Origin of the sequence: Paenibacillus sp. BIHB 4019 (assembly GCF_002741035.1) — a bacterium.
GTDB lineage: Bacteria > Bacillota > Bacilli > Paenibacillales > Paenibacillaceae > Pristimantibacillus.
The window spans coordinates 698,591-715,461 of sequence record NZ_CP016808.1 but is presented as its reverse complement, the minus strand read 5'-3'; the positions used below and the strand labels follow the sequence as shown (position 1 = coordinate 715,461).

Annotated in this window: 14 protein-coding genes and 2 pseudogenes; 9 read left to right on the top strand and 7 right to left on the bottom strand. The window is 49.8% G+C overall.

Annotation, left to right across the window (positions count from 1 at the left end; all coding sequences use genetic code 11):
• Window positions 1-29: 29 nt before the first annotated feature.
• The 3 genes from BBD42_RS03195 to BBD42_RS03185 are packed head-to-tail and all read right to left on the bottom strand — an operon-like array spanning window position 30 to window position 3,617.
• Window positions 30-857, bottom strand: a complete 828-nt coding sequence (locus BBD42_RS03195) for an energy-coupling factor transporter transmembrane component T family protein (RefSeq protein ID WP_237163350.1) — start codon at window positions 855-857, stop codon at window positions 30-32.
• Window positions 844-2,790 carry an ABC transporter ATP-binding protein gene (locus BBD42_RS03190; protein WP_237163349.1) on the bottom strand — a complete coding sequence of 649 codons (1,947 nt, stop codon included), beginning with the start codon at window positions 2,788-2,790 and terminating at the stop codon, window positions 844-846. The genes BBD42_RS03195 and BBD42_RS03190 overlap by 14 nt, the downstream gene beginning before the upstream one ends.
• Window positions 2,787-3,617 (bottom strand): DUF8171 family membrane protein, encoded by an 831-nt coding sequence (locus BBD42_RS03185; RefSeq protein ID WP_099521425.1) that lies wholly within the window; start codon window positions 3,615-3,617, stop codon window positions 2,787-2,789. Before BBD42_RS03185 ends, BBD42_RS03190 begins: the two co-directional genes overlap by 4 nt.
• Before the next feature lie 298 nt (window positions 3,618-3,915).
• On the opposite strand from BBD42_RS03185, the gene BBD42_RS03180 reads away from it, so the two are divergent.
• A complete protein-coding gene (locus BBD42_RS03180; protein ID WP_099516963.1) occupies window positions 3,916-4,761 on the top strand; it encodes a MurR/RpiR family transcriptional regulator in 846 nt (281 codons plus the stop codon).
• 41 nt (window positions 4,762-4,802) lie between these two features.
• Here the strand turns inward: BBD42_RS03180 and BBD42_RS03175 are convergent, their stop codons facing one another.
• A complete protein-coding gene (locus BBD42_RS03175) occupies window positions 4,803-5,072 on the bottom strand; it encodes a hypothetical protein (protein WP_099516962.1) in 270 nt (89 codons plus the stop codon).
• A gap of 171 nt (window positions 5,073-5,243) precedes the next feature.
• On the opposite strand from BBD42_RS03175, the gene BBD42_RS03170 reads away from it, so the two are divergent.
• The 3 genes from BBD42_RS03170 to BBD42_RS03160 all read left to right on the top strand — a co-directional run bounded on the left by BBD42_RS03170 (window position 5,244) and on the right by BBD42_RS03160 (window position 7,644).
• The gene (locus BBD42_RS03170) at window positions 5,244-5,993 is read left to right on the top strand and encodes a class I SAM-dependent methyltransferase (RefSeq protein ID WP_099516961.1); all 750 of its coding nucleotides are present in this window, start codon (window positions 5,244-5,246) and stop codon (window positions 5,991-5,993) included.
• 17 nt (window positions 5,994-6,010) lie between these two features.
• On the top strand, window positions 6,011-6,823 hold the full coding sequence (locus BBD42_RS03165; protein ID WP_099516960.1) for an AAC(3) family N-acetyltransferase: 813 nt from the start codon (window positions 6,011-6,013) through the stop codon (window positions 6,821-6,823).
• A 542-nt stretch (window positions 6,824-7,365) separates the two neighbouring features.
• Complete coding sequence (locus BBD42_RS03160) at window positions 7,366-7,644, top strand: DUF4085 family protein (RefSeq protein WP_099516959.1); 279 nt, start codon at window positions 7,366-7,368, stop codon at window positions 7,642-7,644.
• A 203-nt stretch (window positions 7,645-7,847) separates the two neighbouring features.
• On the opposite strand, the gene BBD42_RS03155 is transcribed toward BBD42_RS03160, so the two are convergent.
• A complete protein-coding gene (locus BBD42_RS03155; RefSeq protein ID WP_237163348.1) occupies window positions 7,848-8,288 on the bottom strand; it encodes a GrpB family protein in 441 nt (146 codons plus the stop codon).
• 393 nt (window positions 8,289-8,681) lie between these two features.
• On the opposite strand from BBD42_RS03155, the gene BBD42_RS03150 reads away from it, so the two are divergent.
• Window positions 8,682-10,295 carry a xylulokinase gene (locus BBD42_RS03150; protein ID WP_099516958.1) on the top strand — a complete coding sequence of 538 codons (1,614 nt, stop codon included), beginning with the start codon at window positions 8,682-8,684 and terminating at the stop codon, window positions 10,293-10,295.
• Between the two features lie 374 nt (window positions 10,296-10,669).
• Window positions 10,670-11,053, top strand: a pseudogene (locus BBD42_RS03140) (histidine phosphatase family protein); the annotation flags it as partial.
• A 111-nt stretch (window positions 11,054-11,164) separates the two neighbouring features.
• Here BBD42_RS03140 and BBD42_RS03135 read toward each other — a convergent pair.
• The gene (locus BBD42_RS03135) at window positions 11,165-12,745 is read right to left on the bottom strand and encodes a choice-of-anchor I domain-containing protein (protein ID WP_099516956.1); all 1,581 of its coding nucleotides are present in this window, start codon (window positions 12,743-12,745) and stop codon (window positions 11,165-11,167) included.
• A 190-nt stretch (window positions 12,746-12,935) separates the two neighbouring features.
• On the opposite strand from BBD42_RS03135, the gene BBD42_RS03130 reads away from it, so the two are divergent.
• From BBD42_RS03130 to htpG, 3 genes are all read left to right on the top strand, one after another.
• On the top strand, window positions 12,936-13,610 hold the full coding sequence (locus BBD42_RS03130; RefSeq protein ID WP_099516955.1) for a hypothetical protein: 675 nt from the start codon (window positions 12,936-12,938) through the stop codon (window positions 13,608-13,610).
• The gene (locus BBD42_RS03125; RefSeq protein ID WP_099516954.1) at window positions 13,594-14,292 is read left to right on the top strand and encodes an HD domain-containing protein; all 699 of its coding nucleotides are present in this window, start codon (window positions 13,594-13,596) and stop codon (window positions 14,290-14,292) included. The genes BBD42_RS03130 and BBD42_RS03125 overlap by 17 nt, the downstream gene beginning before the upstream one ends.
• A gap of 130 nt (window positions 14,293-14,422) precedes the next feature.
• Window positions 14,423-16,303: a molecular chaperone HtpG gene (gene htpG, locus BBD42_RS03120; protein WP_099516953.1), complete on the top strand. Its 1,881-nt coding sequence runs from the start codon at window positions 14,423-14,425 to the stop codon at window positions 16,301-16,303.
• 111 nt (window positions 16,304-16,414) lie between these two features.
• Here the strand turns inward: htpG and BBD42_RS03115 are convergent.
• Window positions 16,415-16,648 (bottom strand): annotated as a pseudogene (locus BBD42_RS03115) (aminoglycoside 6-adenylyltransferase); the annotation flags it as partial.
• Between the last annotated feature and the right edge of the window lie 223 nt (window positions 16,649-16,871).

The following is a 16,871-nucleotide window of genomic DNA, read 5'->3' as shown; positions in this document are numbered from 1 at the left end:
GAGGTCTCCATTTCCGTGTCGATAGTCAATTATAAAGAAAAATGCTGTCCTGCTACCGCCAGCGCAATCATATAGCAGAGGGAGCAGCCGAGAAATACAAAGTCCAGCGGGCGAATGCGCAAATAGGCGAGCTTCAGCTTCTTCGCGTCCGGGCTGACCAAGGAATACGTAAAGCCGCGCACCTCCAGCGCTTCAACCGTTGTGCGGGTGCGCTTCGCTGTATTTAAAATTAGCGGATAAAAGGCGCGGACGCTGATCGTCGCCAAATAGACGAGGGAGCGCCAGCCGAAAATCCCTTTCCGCTGCGGCGAGCGTCCGCGCAGGCGGAAGGAGTGAATAATGTTGTGATATTCCTCGATTAGTATCGGCAGCATACGGTAGCCATAAGAGACGCCGAAGCTGAACTGCGCCGGCATGCCCAGACTGAGCAGCGCATCGCTCAGCTTCTCGGGGTCCATGCTGGAGAATACAGCAATGCTGGCGAGTGAAATGAGCAATATTTTCAGCGTAAGTGTCATGAGGGGCCAGAAGCTGGCGAGACTTCCGCCGAACAGCAGCGAGCCAAGCAGAATGTAGCTGATTTCGCTGATGAGCCCAATGCCCATAATGATGAGGACAAGCGGGCTGACCTTGGAGGACAAGGTGAGCGCGACGATTGGCACGAGCAGCCCCAGCAGAATGAATTTGTTATGAATGAACCACGGCGCTATAGCGAAAAAGGAATACCAGATGATAAGAATCCTCGGGTCGAAGCGCGATAAAAAAGTAGATTGGCGGCCGAAGGCGGTGCGCATCAGCTCGATTTTGATTTGCTCGACGCTGAGCTTGTCGATCAAATTTTGTTTAATGGCTTCCACTCGTGATGGACTCCTCTCTAGGCAGTTGCTCTGCTGCGTCCGCAGATGCGGCCCCAGCCAGGCGGCAAAGCAATTCGTCAACGGACAGACAAGGCGGCTCTAGGCCAAGCCGATCGCTGAGCAGCACAATTTGCGGCGGAATAAGTCCGGCCTGCTCCAATACGTGAAGCTCGCGGAACAAGGAACGCGTATCCGTATCCAGCAGCACCTGGCCGTTATGCATCACGATGACGCGATTTGCCCATTCGGCAACAAGCTGCATATCATGCGTGGCAATCAGCGTCGCCTTGACCTGATCCTCCAGCTCGGCAAGCATGGCGGTCATTTCGCGCCGGCTTGAAGCATCGAGACTGGCCGTCGGCTCATCGAGCAGCATCACCGTTGGACGCATCGCGAGGCCAATTGCAAGGGTAGCTCGCCGCTGCTGCCCGCCGCTTAACAATCTGCCATCGCGATCCTGAAGCTCGGTGAGCCGCAGCCGCTCCAGCACTTCATCGGTAAAGGCCGAAAATCCCGCTTTATTTCGGGCTTTTGGGAAAAACTCCACATCCTTGCGCACCGAATCCTCAATAAACATTTCCTCCGGATGCTGATAGATAAAGGAGACGAATTCAGACAGCTGCTCGGGCGAATGGCGCTTCGTTAAGCGGCCGCAAACGGTTAGCTCGCCCTTATTGGGACGGCGAATGCCGGAAATAAGCTTAAGCAGTGTCGATTTTCCTGCCCCATTGTTGCCGACAAGCGCAATTCGGTCGCCCTCGTAAATCGAAAGATTCAGATCGCGAATAACAGGATGAAGCGCACGCGTTATTGTTTTGTAGCCGTAGGATACATGCTCGAAGCGAATCAACTCTTGCGGTGCCGCCGCATCCGCAGCCTTAGCCGGCACTGAGCTTGAATTGGCGGAATGGCTGAGCGCTTGTGATTCCTGCTTTGCTATAAACCCGGCCTGCCTAGCAGACGGAAAAGCGGCTTGCAACTGATTCGCTTTTTTGGCACCAGCCACTGCTTCCGTATCCTTCTGAAAATAAACCGCAGCCTCCGCCAGCGTAATCGGATATAGCGAATCGGCTGCCGTTGCTGCTGCTTTTCCGCTCCGGGCTTCCCAATTTCGCACCGCCAAGGTGACCTGCGGCGGCAAAATATTCAGCGCTGCCAATTCATCGACGCGGGACAGCGCCTCCTGTACAGGCTTAATCCAGCGAATGGTGCCGCTATCCATCAATACGACTTTATCGCAATAATCGGCAATAAATTCAGTGTGATGCTCAATGACGATGATCGTTTTGCCGTATTGCTTGTTGAGCATGGCGAGCTTATCGTAGATCAGCTTGGCATGATAAGGATCAAGCTGGGCGACAGGCTCGTCCACGATGATGACATCGGGATCAAGAGCGAGCGCGCCTGCCAGCGCAGTCATATGCTTCTGCCCGCCGCTAAGCTGCCAAATCCATTGGTCGCGTAAAGGCTCAAGACCAAGCATAGCGAGCGCCCTTTCCCCGCGCTGGCGATAGTCCGCATAGCCGTAATTAAGCGGTGCAAAGCAGGCTTCATCGTACACAGTCGGACGCACGAGCTGATTTTCAAAATCCTGAAAGACGTAAGTCACCTTCCGTGAAAGGGAGGACACCGTTTCGTTTGCGGCATCCATGCCAGCTACCCGAATCGATCCGCTCAAATCGCCAACATAATAATTAGGAATAAGGCCGTTCAAGCATTTGCAGAGCGTCGATTTGCCGCTCCCATTCGTCCCGGCGATGGCGATAAATTCGCCAGGCTGGATCGCCAGCTTTATATCGTGCAAGGCCATTCCCTCAGCACCTGGATATTGAAAGCAAACGTCGTTCATTTCAATAATAGGAGCTGTAGTCGCAGCGGCGGCAGCTCGTGCGGTCATCGTTGCGGCGTTAGGTTGATGCTGTAAGTTGCTCAAAGCTTTATATCCCCCGGCTTCTGGGCGGTTTTCGCTTTGGAACGCATCGCGAATGCCACGGTGGCGAGCAGGACGAGCGCTGCGGCACCGATGCTCACCCACATATAGCCGCTGCCATATTGCTCAATAAATTCCGGCTCCCAGACGGCGAAGTTGATATCTGACTCGGCCAGAAATTCGGCGACGACCGCAAGGAAGAAAAAGCAAATGCCCGTAATGAGCAAGCGCGGCGTCATCAGCTGTCCAAGAGAGAGCGGAACCCGGCTGTCGCGCGGCTTCATGCCGAGCAGCGGCTCGATTTTTCCATAGAGTCTTGGTACGAGAAACAGCGTTGGCAGCAGGGAGAAGAAAATGCCCGTAATGATCATGGCGTTCAGGAAGCTAAGGCCCTCAATGAGCAAAATGCTTTCTGGCAGCCCCGGCACCGCCTCAAATTCCTCAATCCCAAACCATACTTTGCCGACATCGACAATCGTGCCGAGCATTTGGTCAATGCCTACTGCAACGAAGGAAGCTAGAGCAAGCTGCTTGCGGTTGCGGGGATCGCTGACGAGCAGTCCGGCAACGTACATGGCGAGCGAGAACTCAATGAATTTTTCCAGCTCCCCGAGTCCGCCGAATTGCCCCAGCAGCAGCTCTCCGAAAATAATTTCGCCGAAGGAAGCGCCCAGCGCGGCATACAGCGGGTTGAACAAAATACATAAAGTGAGCGGAATGAAGGCAAAATATTCGACCTTGATTTCAATTGGCCCAAGCTTGAGCTCGGGAATAAGCTCGGAGAACATATTGGAAATGCCGTAAAGCGACATAGCCAGTATGAACACCATAAGCTTCTGGGATTGCGTCAATTCGTAACGGCGTTTAAGCGCGGATGTCACGTTAAATTCCTCCTAAGCAAAATGGGATTGAGGCGAGATTCGCTTCGCCTGCCTCAGTGCAGCAGCGAACTCTTTTTCAATATATAGAGGAACTGTTAACGCATCATCAACGAATTATTTCGTTTCTGTAAAATAATTTTCATAAAATAATTTTTGATAAAAAACTTTCATAAAATTGCAGCGAATGCTATACTGCTGATGAAAGCATGCTTTTGAGACACAGGAACAGGCATAGGGAGGGCACATCATGGTACCGATTAATATCAAAATGGATTTGGACAAAATGTCAAAAAGCCAGCAGGCGATAGCCAATTATGTAGCGGGCGCGCTTGCGCAAATTCCCTATTGCACGGAGGAGGACATTGCGCAGGCAGTTGGGGTCAGTACGGCGACCGTTTCGCGTTTTTGGTCCACGATTGGTTTTGCCAATTTGAAAGCCTTCAAGAAGCATTTGCTGCAAAATGAACATGCTACCCCTGCTCATAAAATGAAGCAGATTTTAAATAAGGTCGATTCGGAAGCCGCCGATGTTGTGGGCGAAATATTGGACATAGCCGCAAATAATGTTGCGGTCACGAAGCAGCGGGTGGAGCGGGCAGCGTTTCATCAGACGGTGGAGGCGGTTCATGCCGCGCGTAAAGTTTATATTTTTGGCTCGGGGGCGGCGTTCTGCCTCGTTGCGCTACTGCAATTCCGCCTGAATCGGATCGGCGTGCAGGTGGTGGCGATGGAGGCCAGCGGCAGCGAGCTGTTTGAAACGTTGACTCACGCGGGGGAAGAGGATGTCGTGCTGATGTTTGGCTTTGTCAGGCGGTCGCCGGAGCTGACGGTTATTTTGGAGCAGGGCAGGGCGGCGGGTTATCGGACGGTGCTGGTCACGGATTTGCTCGTCTCGGATATGCTGGAGCAGAGTGATATTGTGCTGCAATTGGATCGGGGGGAGCTGGAGGGCTTTCATTCGATGACGGCCCCAGTTGCATTGGTGGATGCATTGACGGTAGCTGTGACGAAGCGGCAAGGCCAGCAGGCGCTTAATCAGCTGGATCGGCTCCATGCGCTGCGCAAGCGCTATGCTGCGCAGCTTCCGAAGTAGGGGACGACTAGCAAGCCGGGTGTTGGTATAGCTGCCTTTTTCTATGAGGGATTTTGATCCGTATTCTCTTGATTGTCTTTGTTATTAAAATAAGCTTTCCTGCGGCGATAGACGATATGGGCTAGATTCAGAATGCCCGTCACGATGGCTAGAATTGAGGGGAGTATTTGAAGGAAGGTCGGCAAGGCGGCTCCGTTGCCAACGGGGCCTGTTTTCGGCTGCAAGGCTTCCCAATAGCCAAAAAGTATAGCGGTAAAACCGACAAAAATTAAAAATAGCGACAGCACAAGAACTAATTTTTCGTTTCTCATCGCAAATTCCCCCGGGTACAAGGATTGGCCTGCAAAAGCGCGCAGCCGCCTTTAATATACTCCTTACTACGAAAACGCACCCTAAAATGTTACAATTTACAAAGCAGCTGTCTTTTAGACACTTATGCACGCATGGGTTAATGTGGCTTTTTAAGGAAAGGCTGAATCATAATGAATCAAATCGACTACGAGGCTTTTTATAATGAGGTTGGAGCGAGCAATGGCTGGGATTTCAGCAGGCTGAAGTGCATTTCGGAGGAAGCGAAGTGGGACTTGTATCAGGAGGTCGTCAAGCTTAGCCGAAAAACCGATCTTCTGCTCGATATTGGCACGGGCGGCGGGGAGGCTATCTTATCAATTGCGGACTGTGCCCTGCTGCTGGTGGGCATTGATTTATCTACAGGCATGGTCAATACCGCAATGAAAAATATAACGAAAGCCGGGCGAGGCAACGTTCGTGTATTGCAAATGAATGCGGACAAGCTAGATTTTCCAGACCGCTTCTTTCAGACCGTTGCTTGCAGGCATTCCGCCTTTAATGCGCAGGAGGTAGCCCGTGTGCTGGAGAATGGCGGTACATTTCTGACGCAGCAAGTGAGCGAGTACGATAAGCTTAATCTCAAGCAGGCGTTCGGAAGAGGGCAAGCTTACGGGGAGAAGCCGGGCTCGCTCAAGGAGCGGTATCTATTGGAGCTGACGGAAGCTGGCTTTACGAAGATTGAGGTTATGGAGTGGAACGTCGCGGAGTTTTATGAGACGGCGGAGGATTTGATTTTTCTGCTTAAGCATACGCCGATTATTCCGAATTTCGGGCGGCAGCCGGAAGATTTTGGGCGATTAGAAGCGTTCATTAGGGACAATAAGTCGGAAAAAGGCATCAAGACGAACGCAGAGCGGTTTATGATTAAAGCACAAAGGTAGAAGCAGGGGGCACAAAGGTGAGAGAACAGCAGTTGATCAACAGTCAGAAAAGGCCGATTACGATAAACAACATCGTTCAGGACTTGCGAAGATTAGGCGTTCGAGAGGGCGATTCCGTGCTGGTGCACGCCTCCTTGTCGCGCTTGGGCTGGGTATGCGGCGGGCCGCAGGCTATGGTGCAGGCGCTTATGCAGGCGGTTGGGGATGAAGGCACATTAATTATGCCTGCGCAAAGCGGAGATTGGAGCGATCCGGCCGAATGGGGAAATCCGCCAGTTCCAGAGGAGTGGTATGAGACGATTTATCGGGAGCTTCCGGCTTTCGATCCGGCTTTGTCGCCAACGCGGGGAATGGGGCGTATTGCCGAGCTGTTCCGCACGTTCCCGGCGACGGTGCGTTCAGCGCATCCGCAGGTGTCTTTTTGCGCCAATGGCAAGTATGCGGAGCTTATCACATCCGAGCATATGCTAAGCCCGCAATTCGGCATGGCATCGCCACTTGGGAAGCTGTATGGCTTGGGCGCCAAGGTGCTGATGCTGGGGACGGGGTATGAATCCTGCACAAGCTTTCATCTGGCTGAAGCGATTTGTGAGCGGCTGCCGATGAAACAGCTAGGAACCGCTATTTATGAAGGGGACGAGCGAGTGTGGAAATGGTTCACGGATTTCGCCTATGATTCGGCAGATTTTGCCCAGATCGGGCAGTGCTACGACTATGAAGGCTCCGTGCAAAAAGGTGCGGTAGGCAGCGCCGAGTCCCGGCTTTTTGATCTGAAAGAGGCAGTTGATTTTGCCAAGCAGTGGCTGATGTTCCATCGTGCGATGGAGTGAAGAAAGTTTATGCCGATGCAGGTGCGAATCGGAAGCTCCCATAAAAACCCTAGGGGATTCGCACCTCAAAATTTGTCGAACCATGACGAAAACGAAGGACTTTGGGAAAAGTCGATATTTTATTTAGACTTTGTTCGTATGGATGATCTTGAAAATATATGCAACTGATGCCATGATGGAATCAATTGTATGTATTTTCGCTGTCGCACTCCGTATGGAGTGCGTGGATTGAAACTCCTTTAAAAATCTTGTGCTGTCATCCAGCCGTATGTCGCACTCCGTATGGAGTGCGTGGATTGAAACTTTCGTGGTTAGCTGCTGGTTAGCTGCTGGTTGACGTCGCACTCCGTATGGAGTGCATGGATTGAAACACCTGCTGATACGCACGCTTTGCACTGTCCATAGCGTCGCACTCCGTATAGAGTGCGTAGATTGAAACCCATCAACATTCACTTTCATTGCCATGTTCGTCTTCAGTCGCACTTCGTACGGAGTGCGCAATTTTAAACCACAACAATCACAAGTAACCAAAGAGGGCCTCCATGAAATTTTGCACAAGAGAATGGTATGAACTGATGCAGATTACTTCATTTCTTATTTATCCGGAAACGGAGGAGCAGTGGGAGGAGGAGTTGGCCTACTATCGTTCAGAAGGTGTAGACTACTTGGGGATGCAGCGAGAATCGTTGGAGGAGAAAAAAGAACACCTACTAAAATACCTTCCTGAACCGTTCCACCTCTACATTCACGACGGCACGTTCAACACTGTGTACCTGCCTCCTGAATTGAAGGAAATGGCGAAGGAGTGGAAGCAGGATTAGGAGAACTGCAAGGCTGATTTGCAAGAGGAAAAATGTATTCCGACACTCTACAAAAATAATTAGCATATAAGTTACTTGAGAATGCCGGAATAGCCGGGTATAGGGTTATTTGATGGAGCGCTTCATCGATAAAGGGTTTCCCGCAGGATTGTGGTAACAAATTCGGTCTTTCCTTCACAGTAGCTGTCAATGTCATGGCGATGCTATTCAGCCAGCTTATCCTTTAACGATCCATATTCCCTCCGGGCTGCTTCATTGGAGCGGAGATAGTCACGAAAAGCAATATGCTCCAGATAACCTTTGCCGTCTTTGGGACATACATAAAGATGGTATTTCATAAAATTGTCCGGAAACGCCCGTTTGAAAGCTTCCCGCCCTTCAATGCCTAAATTGCCTTGATGCTCGAAGCCTTCTTTGGCGAGACGCTCCACAATGGCTTGCAGTACGCTGTAATCTTCCACCACCACGTCGAGATCGATGATCGGTTTCGCCGGCAGTCCTTCCACTGAAGTGCTCCCTACATGCTCGATGCCTAAAATTAGTTCGCCAATATAACCTTCAATCATGTCCTTGATTAGCTGGAATTGATCCTTCCACACGGGATCGTAAGGAACAACTTCAACCACTTTTGTTCTTTCTGCCATTAGGAACGGACACCCCTTTACATTAAAATATATGCTTTCCAACATTATACACCATCATTTTTTGCATGCCTTGTTCGTTTCAGGAATCGTATAAACAAAAAGGAGTAACGCATATGAAAACGATTTATCTAGTCCGTCATTGCCAAGCAAAAGGCTAGGAGACTGATGCTCCGTTAACCGCAGAGGGAATCGAGCATGCGCAGCAATTGGCATTTTTTTTAGACAACAAGCAGATAGAGGAAAGCATTTCGAGCCCATATGAATCGGGCTTATTGAACTCAAGGGATTTTCTGTAAGCGTCAAACCCAGCACATCTGTCCAGAGCGGAACGAACTGGCTGCAATAAATCCATCATTCGGTTCAATCTCAAATTCAGAGAGGAGCAGTGCAATCATGGATCAAAATATTAAACAAGCAATAGTCAAGGGGGAAACCTCGCTTGGCATCGAATGTGGATCCACTCGAATCAAGGCTGTACTGGTTGATTACAATTTTCAAACTATCGGTTCCAGCAGCTATGAGTGGGAAAATCAATTGATCGACGGTTATTGGACCTACCATCTCAATGAAATGATTAACGGGTTGCAAGAAACCTATCGCCAATTAAAGCAAGAGATTGAGAATAATTATGGCGTAACCCTGCAAAAAATCGGATCAATCGGATGCTCTGCCATGATGCAGGGCTATATTGCACTTGATCAAGCAGGGGAGCTATTGGTTCCGTTCCGTACATGGCGCAATGCCACAACGGGTACAGCTGCATGGGAGCTAACCGAGAAATTCCAGTTTAAAATTCCAGAGCGCTGGAGCATCGCACATTTGTATCAAGCGATTTTGAACGATGAAGAGCATGTCGCTCACCTAGATTATATGACGACTTTGTCAGGTTACATGCATTGGCTGTTGACTGGGAGCAAGGCTCTTGGTATCGGGGATGCCTCTGGTATGTTCCCAATCGATGAATCTACACAGCAATATAATGAAGATATGGTGAAGCAGTTTGCCGATTTAATTGCCGATAAAGACTACCCGTGGAAGCTTAAAGATATTTTACCTAAAGTTTATACTGCAGGTGAACATGCGGGATATCTAAGTGGAGCTGGTGCCCAATTATTAGATCCATCAGGGAGCCTGCAAGCAGGTATTCCGCTATGTCCTCCAGAAGGCGATGCCGGAACAGGCATGGTCGCTACGAATAGTGTCAAAAAGCGTACCGGCAACATTTCCGTAGGTACGTCGATTTTTGCCATGATTGTCCTGGAGAAAGATTTATCCACGGTGTACCCTGAGATTGACATCGTGACTACACCTGATGGCAGCCCTGTCGGCATGGTTCTTGCTAACAACTGCTCCAGCGATATTAATGCATGGCTCGGCTTGTTCCGTGAATTTTATGAAGCAATGGGGCAGAAACCCGATATGAACCAGTTATTCAGCGTCCTGTTGGGCAAAGCGCTGGAAGCAGACGCTGATGGCGGCGGCTTGCTGAGCTACGGTTACTATTCAGGCGAGAACATTACCGGACTTGCAAAAGGTCGTCCGCTGTTCGTTCGTTCTCCAGAAAGCCGTTTCAATCTGGCTAACTTTATGAGAGTACATCTGTTTACCGCGTTTGCTGCATTAAGGCTGGGAATGGATATTTTGACACAGAAGGAGCAACTAACGATTGACCGTATTTTGGCGCATGGCGGATTGTTCAAAACGCCGCTAGTCGGTCAAAAAATGTGTGCCGCAGCACTGAATGTTCCTGTTTCGGTCATGTCTACGGCCGGTGAGGGCGGCGCATGGGGGATGGCCATTTTGGCATCCTATATGGTTAATAAGGAGAAGCATGAGGGCTTGGCTGATTACCTTGCCACTAAAGTGTTCAATGATGCAGAAGGACAAGAGGTTTATCCTGACAGCGCAGATGTGTTTGGCTTTGCCTTGTTTATGAAGCGTTACACGGAAGGGCTGGCAATTGAGCAGGCAGCGGTAGATCATTTTCTGGAAAATTGGAAGAAATGAGAATCGTGAAAAATGTTACAATTTCATGATGATGGAAGTATGACGATGCGGATTCCAGTTTATAAGCCATTAGAGGCACGATGCTTATCAGACATGGGCAATATTTCTACAATGCTGCGTCAGCTCGGCCATGCATTTGCCATGAACGACTACTCCTTTTTTGGTGTCCGCCAAATCTATCTTTGTGCAGGGATCAAGCCCCTGATACGGAAAATTTCGAAGCCCAAAGCTCGAAGCCGCCTTAGCTCGAAGCTTGAAGCTGTCTTGCGGTATGTAATGTAGGTTTACATTCATGCGGAGAAGCATACCCGCCAGTAGCAGGAATACGCGAGAAGCTGCAATCGATCAGCAGCTGACTCGCTTACTTTTACTTCCGAACGATTTCTCCATTAGCTGACGCCACTGGCCTGCCTATAAAGCTGGATGAGCGGTTAACCGAGCGAGTTTTATTAGGTCAAAATCATCCAGACTGGCGCGAAATGCTTCGCCGAACCTATGGCGATATGGATTTATGCTACGAGGGCGGGGAATCCAGCCGTACCGCTACAAGCCGGGCCGTTCAAGTCGTTACCGAGGTGCTGAATAGCGGCTGGAAAAATGCCGTAATCGTCTCACACGGCAACCTCATTTCGCTGCTTCTGGGGCATCTGGATCAGGCATTCGGATTTGAGGAATGGGAAGCCTTATCCAATCCCGACGTGTACGAGCTTTCCTTCACCGGTCCGGCTTCCAGCTTCAAGCGGATTTGGATGCCCTGACGGCGCATAGCTTTAAAAGCCAAAAATCCCCTGAGCACATACAAGCGCTCAAGGGATTTTCTCATTAAAACAGGTGACAACAGCTATGCTAAGTGCAGCGTGCAGCCGTTCTTATTTTTTCGCGTAAAAGCTTACCGTGCCCGTGCTCTCATCCGCGCTGACGAACAAGCTGCGTCCTTGTACGCGGTGAATGCCTTCTGGCGATTCTCCAGCCGTTGGAATCAAGCCGAGGTAGACAGGGCTGGCAGCATTCGCGATATCGAAAAATAAAATTGCATCCGCGCGTTCCGACGCTACTGCCGCAAGGGCTGTTCCGTCGACTGTCGCGACGGTCAGATTTTCGACCTCGCTGCCTTTGTTCGGGCTGCGGTCATCGGGATACAAGCCGACTTTAGCTGTCGCCTCGTCAATCAGGTTCGCGCTGTCGTATACCCGCTTGCCCTCCAAATCCCAGACCGCGATGTTGCGGCCACCGGCCTTCACGCCGTCTTTAAATTCATTTTTGCCCAAGTCGCCTTCATTGGCGGTCATCACGTATTTGCCATCTGGCGAAAACGCAATGCCATCCGGCTCATAACGGGCGGTCAAATTCTGTGTAAACCGTACATTCCCATCGTCCTCCAAATCGGCTTTATGCTGCGTCGTGCCGAGCGAGAAAATCCGAATGAGCTTTTTCGTTTTCAAATCGACAAGGGCAATGGCGTTGTTTTCCTGCATCGTGACGGCTGCGGTTGCGCTATCCGGGCTGATTGCCACATACTCTGGCTGCGGATCATGCGGATAAATCGCTCCCTCTACATCGTCCAATGGAGTCGCAATATCCACAACCTCGCCCTTCAGCGGGTCGCCGCCTGCAAAAGAAACGATCATTATGCTGCCAGGGCGCTTCGCATTTGCAAAATCGATTTCATCCGCAGCTTTATCAATCTCCTCATCTTCAATCGCAATTACAGCATTCAGCCCGTCCGGCGAAAGCGCGATGGAGTCAGGACCAATGCCAAGCTCATACGTTTTTACCGTTTTGTAAGTAGCCAAATCCACTACAGCAAGCAGCCCTTTGTTCGCTTTGTTCACGTCATCGCCCGTCCGGATGACTGCCAGTCCATAGCTGCCATCCTTGGATACGGTGACGCTGGTCACTTCTGCATCTGCGGAAAGGTCGTGGAAGCTGACGGTTTTCAGCACGCTGACTTTGTTAATGTCCGCGATGTCGAGCACGGAAATGCTGCCGTTGTCCGCTTCGGTAACGAGCAGGCGTTTGCCGTCTGGCGTGGACGCTGCGATTTCGGCTCTTTCGCTTGGCATTTGGAAGGAGGCGGCAAGCTCAAAGCCGGTTTTATTTTGCTGCTGGACGAGCTGCGCTTTCAGGCTGTCCAGCGCTTTTTTGGAAACATAGGTCGTGCTTTTCGTTAAAAGGGAAGGGGTTCCAATTTCAGTTGCGGCACCGTTAATCGTTGCGGAAGAAGAGCCAATCGGGAACGATGCTTTTAAACCGCTTACCGTAATTTCAGCGCTGCGGCTGGTGGCGTCCCATGTTACTTCGCCTTGCATATTTTCGATCGCTTGGCGCAGCTTCACATAATCGCCAGCGGGCGCATCAGCAGCGAGAGCGGCAGGGGCAAAGGCGCCTGTCCCGGCAGCGAGCATCGTGGCGACTGACATCATTTGAACAAGTTGCTTAACCGTTTTCATAATTTTGCAAATCCCCTTTATCCTTTTTTTAAGATCGTATGTAGAATCGTTCTAAGTATATAAATAGATTGTTAAAGGCAGATCAAGAGACGGAGCTAGTTTTGTAAAAACGGCGAAAGAGCAGCTTCCAAATAAGGGAAGGAACGATATAATAGAAGGACTTTAAGGGCGAAGGGGCGCTGGCCGCACGATGGAAAAGGGCTTGTCGAATAAGCACAAGATAAGGGGCTGGAAGCGCAGAGTCCGGCACATAGAGAAGTGGAAGCAGCGCTATATGCGGCTGGATGTGGAGTATCTCGCCCATCATCAACGGGATTATGTGAAGCTTTGGATCGACCTATTTTATAGACTCGTTCGCCGTAATCCGCCTGTCTGGTTTTCGCGGCTACTGCTGTCGGAGCTAATGGATATTTATGAAGCGTGGCATCAGCAATTAAAGCAGCGAAACGAAGCTTTTTATTTAAAAATATGGCTGTTTGAGCCGGATTTCATATCCTCGCAGGTGGTTGCGGCGGTTGGCGAGCAGCTGCATACTTATGATTATACTTTTGAGCGAAGTACGATGATTCAGGCTAGTGCGGACGAACGTCTCGCTAAGCTCCCTCTGCTGCACAAAATCAAAGGCGTAGAGCATTTTGGCTGGCAGCTTCATATAGATGCCGAGTTCTATTATGAGTCCGAGCTAGACGATGATCTGGCATCAGGATTTCGAACGGAGCGGGAAGTTAAGCGTATCAAGAGCAGAGCTTATAATGTGGAGAAGCAGCAATGGGGTGGACAACCAGATACGTTATACAAGCTGCAGGCTGGAGACGTATGGGTAGGAGAAAGGCGGGCATGGACAGGCGATGAATCCGAAGGATAATCAAGAGAAACATAAAGAAGACCATCAAGAGCAACAGGCGAACGAGTCGATTCTATTAGCTGCCGAGCAGTTCGTCAGGCAGGCGCTGGAGCGAGAATACACGGGGCATGATTGGCAGCACATTCGCCGGGTTACGCAGACGGCGAAGGCGATTGCCCGCGAGGAGCAGGCGAATTTGTTCATTTGCGAGCTGGCGGCGCTGCTGCATGATATCGCGGATGCCAAGCTGAATGCTAGCGAAGCCGCAGGCTTGCAGAAGGTGCGGAGCTGGCTGGAGCACAACAACGTCCATCCACAGCATGCCGCCCATGTAATGGAAATCATATCGACGATGTCCTTCAAGGGCGGCGGAGGCAAGCCGATGAGCACGCTGGAGGGCGAGATTGTACAGGATGCCGACCGGCTCGATGCGATTGGCGCCATTGGCATTGCGCGAACGTTTGCTTATGCGGGCGCGAAGGGCCATCTGCTGCATGATCCGAATGTGCGGCCCCGCACGGAAATGACGGAGGCGGAATACCGGAGCGGCGAATCGACGGCAGTGCACCATTTTTACGAGAAATTGCTTAAGCTGAAGGATTTAATGAACACGGCCTATGGGAAAAAGCTTGCCGAAACGCGGCATCAGTTCATGCTAGCCTACTTGGAGCAGTTTTATGCCGAATGGGATAGCGAATGCTAACCATAAGTTGACATTACAAATTCATATATGGTATATAAAAATTAGGATTAGCACTCAGGCGTGAAGAGTGCTAAACTAGACTTAGCCTTACGCAGCCTAATAATGATGATTATTGAAGGGAGATTTATTCGTGGCCAAGAAACAGTTTAAAGCGGAATCGAAGAGATTGCTGGAAATGATGATTAACTCCATCTATACGCAGAAGGAAATCTTTTTGCGCGAGCTGATCTCCAATGCTAGTGATGCAATTGATAAAATCTACTACAAAGCATTATCCGATGATCAATTGGTATTCAATCAGGCGGATTATTATATTAAAGTAACGGCGGATCAAGAGGCGCGCACGCTGACGATTGCCGATACAGGTATCGGAATGACCAAGGAGGACCTGGAGAACAATCTCGGCATTATTGCCAAGAGCGGCTCGCTGGCCTTCAAGAACGAAAATGAAGCGAAGGACGGCCATAACATTATCGGCCAGTTCGGCGTTGGTTTTTATGCGGCGTTTATGGTGGCGGACGTTGTAACGGTAACAAGCCGTGCCCTCGGCAGCGACGAAGCGTTCAAATGGAAATCCGAAGGAGCAGACGGCTATACGATTGTGCCGGCTACGAAGGATACCGTCGGAACCGAAATCGTGCTGAAAATTAAAGACAATGCGGAAGAAGTCAGCTACGACGAGTTTTTGGAGCAATATCGCTTGCGTGCAATCATTAAGAAATATTCCGATTTCATTCGCTATCCGATCAAGATGGATGTTGCCGGACAACGTCCGAAGGAAGACAGCGAAGGCGAATTTGAAGAGTATTCCGAAGAGCAGACGATTAACAGCATGGTGCCGATCTGGCGCAAAAATAAAAACGAGCTGACGCAGGAAGACTACGACAACTTCTATATGGAGAAGCGTTATGGCTTCGACAAGCCGCTTAAGCATATCCATATCAGTGCAGATGGCGCAGTTGTGTACAACGCGATTCTCTACATTCCAGAGCATACGCCGTTTGATTATTACACGAAGGAATTTGAGAAAGGCCTTGAGCTGTACTCCAATGGCGTGCTCATTATGGACAAGTGCTCCGATCTGCTGCCGGATTATTTTGGCTTCGTGAAAGGGATGGTCGATTCCGAGGATTTGTCGCTGAACATTTCCCGCGAGCTGCTCCAGCATGACCGCCAGCTGAGCCTCATTGCCAAAAACATCAAAAACAAAATTAAAAACCAGCTGATCAGCCTGCTCAAAGACGAGCGCGACAGCTATGAGAAGTTCTACAAAGCATTCGGCAGACAGCTGAAATTTGGCGTCTACAACGATTACGGCGCAAACAAGGATACGCTGCAGGACTTGCTGCTGTTCAGCTCCTCCAAGGAGAAAACACTCGTATCGCTGGATGAGTATGTAGAGCGCATGCCGGAAGATCAGAAGTACATTTATTATGCTTCGGGCGCTTCGATTGACCGCATCGAGAAGCTGCCGCAGACGGAAATGGTATTGGACAAAGGGTACGAAATTTTGTACTTCACGGACGATATCGACGAATTTGCGATTAAAGTGATTTTGAAATACAAGGATAAAGAATTTAAATCCGTATCGAGCGGCGATCTTGGCATTGAAGCGGATCCGAGCGAGGAAACGACAGAGGCGGAGGCGACTGATAACAAGGATCTGTTTGAGAAAATGCAAACGATCCTCGAAGGCAAAGTATCCGGTGTTCGCGCTTCGAAGCGCTTGAAATCGCATCCGGTATGTTTGACCTCGGAGGGCGAAGTGTCCATTGAAATGGAGAAAATTCTTCAAGCGATGCCGGACAGCCAAAATGTGAAAGCGGACAAGGTGCTCGAAATCAATGTCAACCACGAGATTTTGCAGTCGCTCAAAACCGCTTTCGCCAGCGATGAAGAGAAGCTCGGCCTGTACACGAACCTGCTGTACAACCAAGCGCTGCTTATCGAAGGTTTGCCAATTCAAGATCCGGTTGAATTTACGAACGCAATGTGCAAAATTATGGTGTAACAGCCATAAGCATGCTTAAGAGGGCTTTCCCTAGAGCAGCGTTAAGCTGCTTTAGAGAAGGCCCTCTTTTTTATAGATGCGTTCTGTATATGTGGTGATGGCTGTATCGTAGTAAGTAGAAACCATCCAAAATTCATTGCAGCAATCGTCAAATTCTTTTGCAGTTGGCGGCTTCGTCCAATATTGACGGTCAGTTGGGAGCACTTCATTTTGCACAACATCTTCAAAAATAATGAGATCAGAAAACCAATTGCCCAATTCGGGCGGGAATAGCTCCATATCGGTCACAAAATAGGAAACATCAAAATCGATAAGCATCTTCATCATTTCCTGTTCGCTTCGCAATGGTAGAATACTCCCTTCTAAAATTTGTCGTTCCATTTTTTATATATTTTTTATAAAGAAAATTCTATTTTCATTATAGCTTACAGCTGCTTAGGCTACTGCCCGCCAAAAAGGAAACAGCTGCAATCACAATAGAACCGTTGCCTATTCTCAAGTATTCCGTTATAGTTAAACTAATTTCATACGAAATGCGGGTGCTGGATAAAGTCTGGCTGAGATAGGG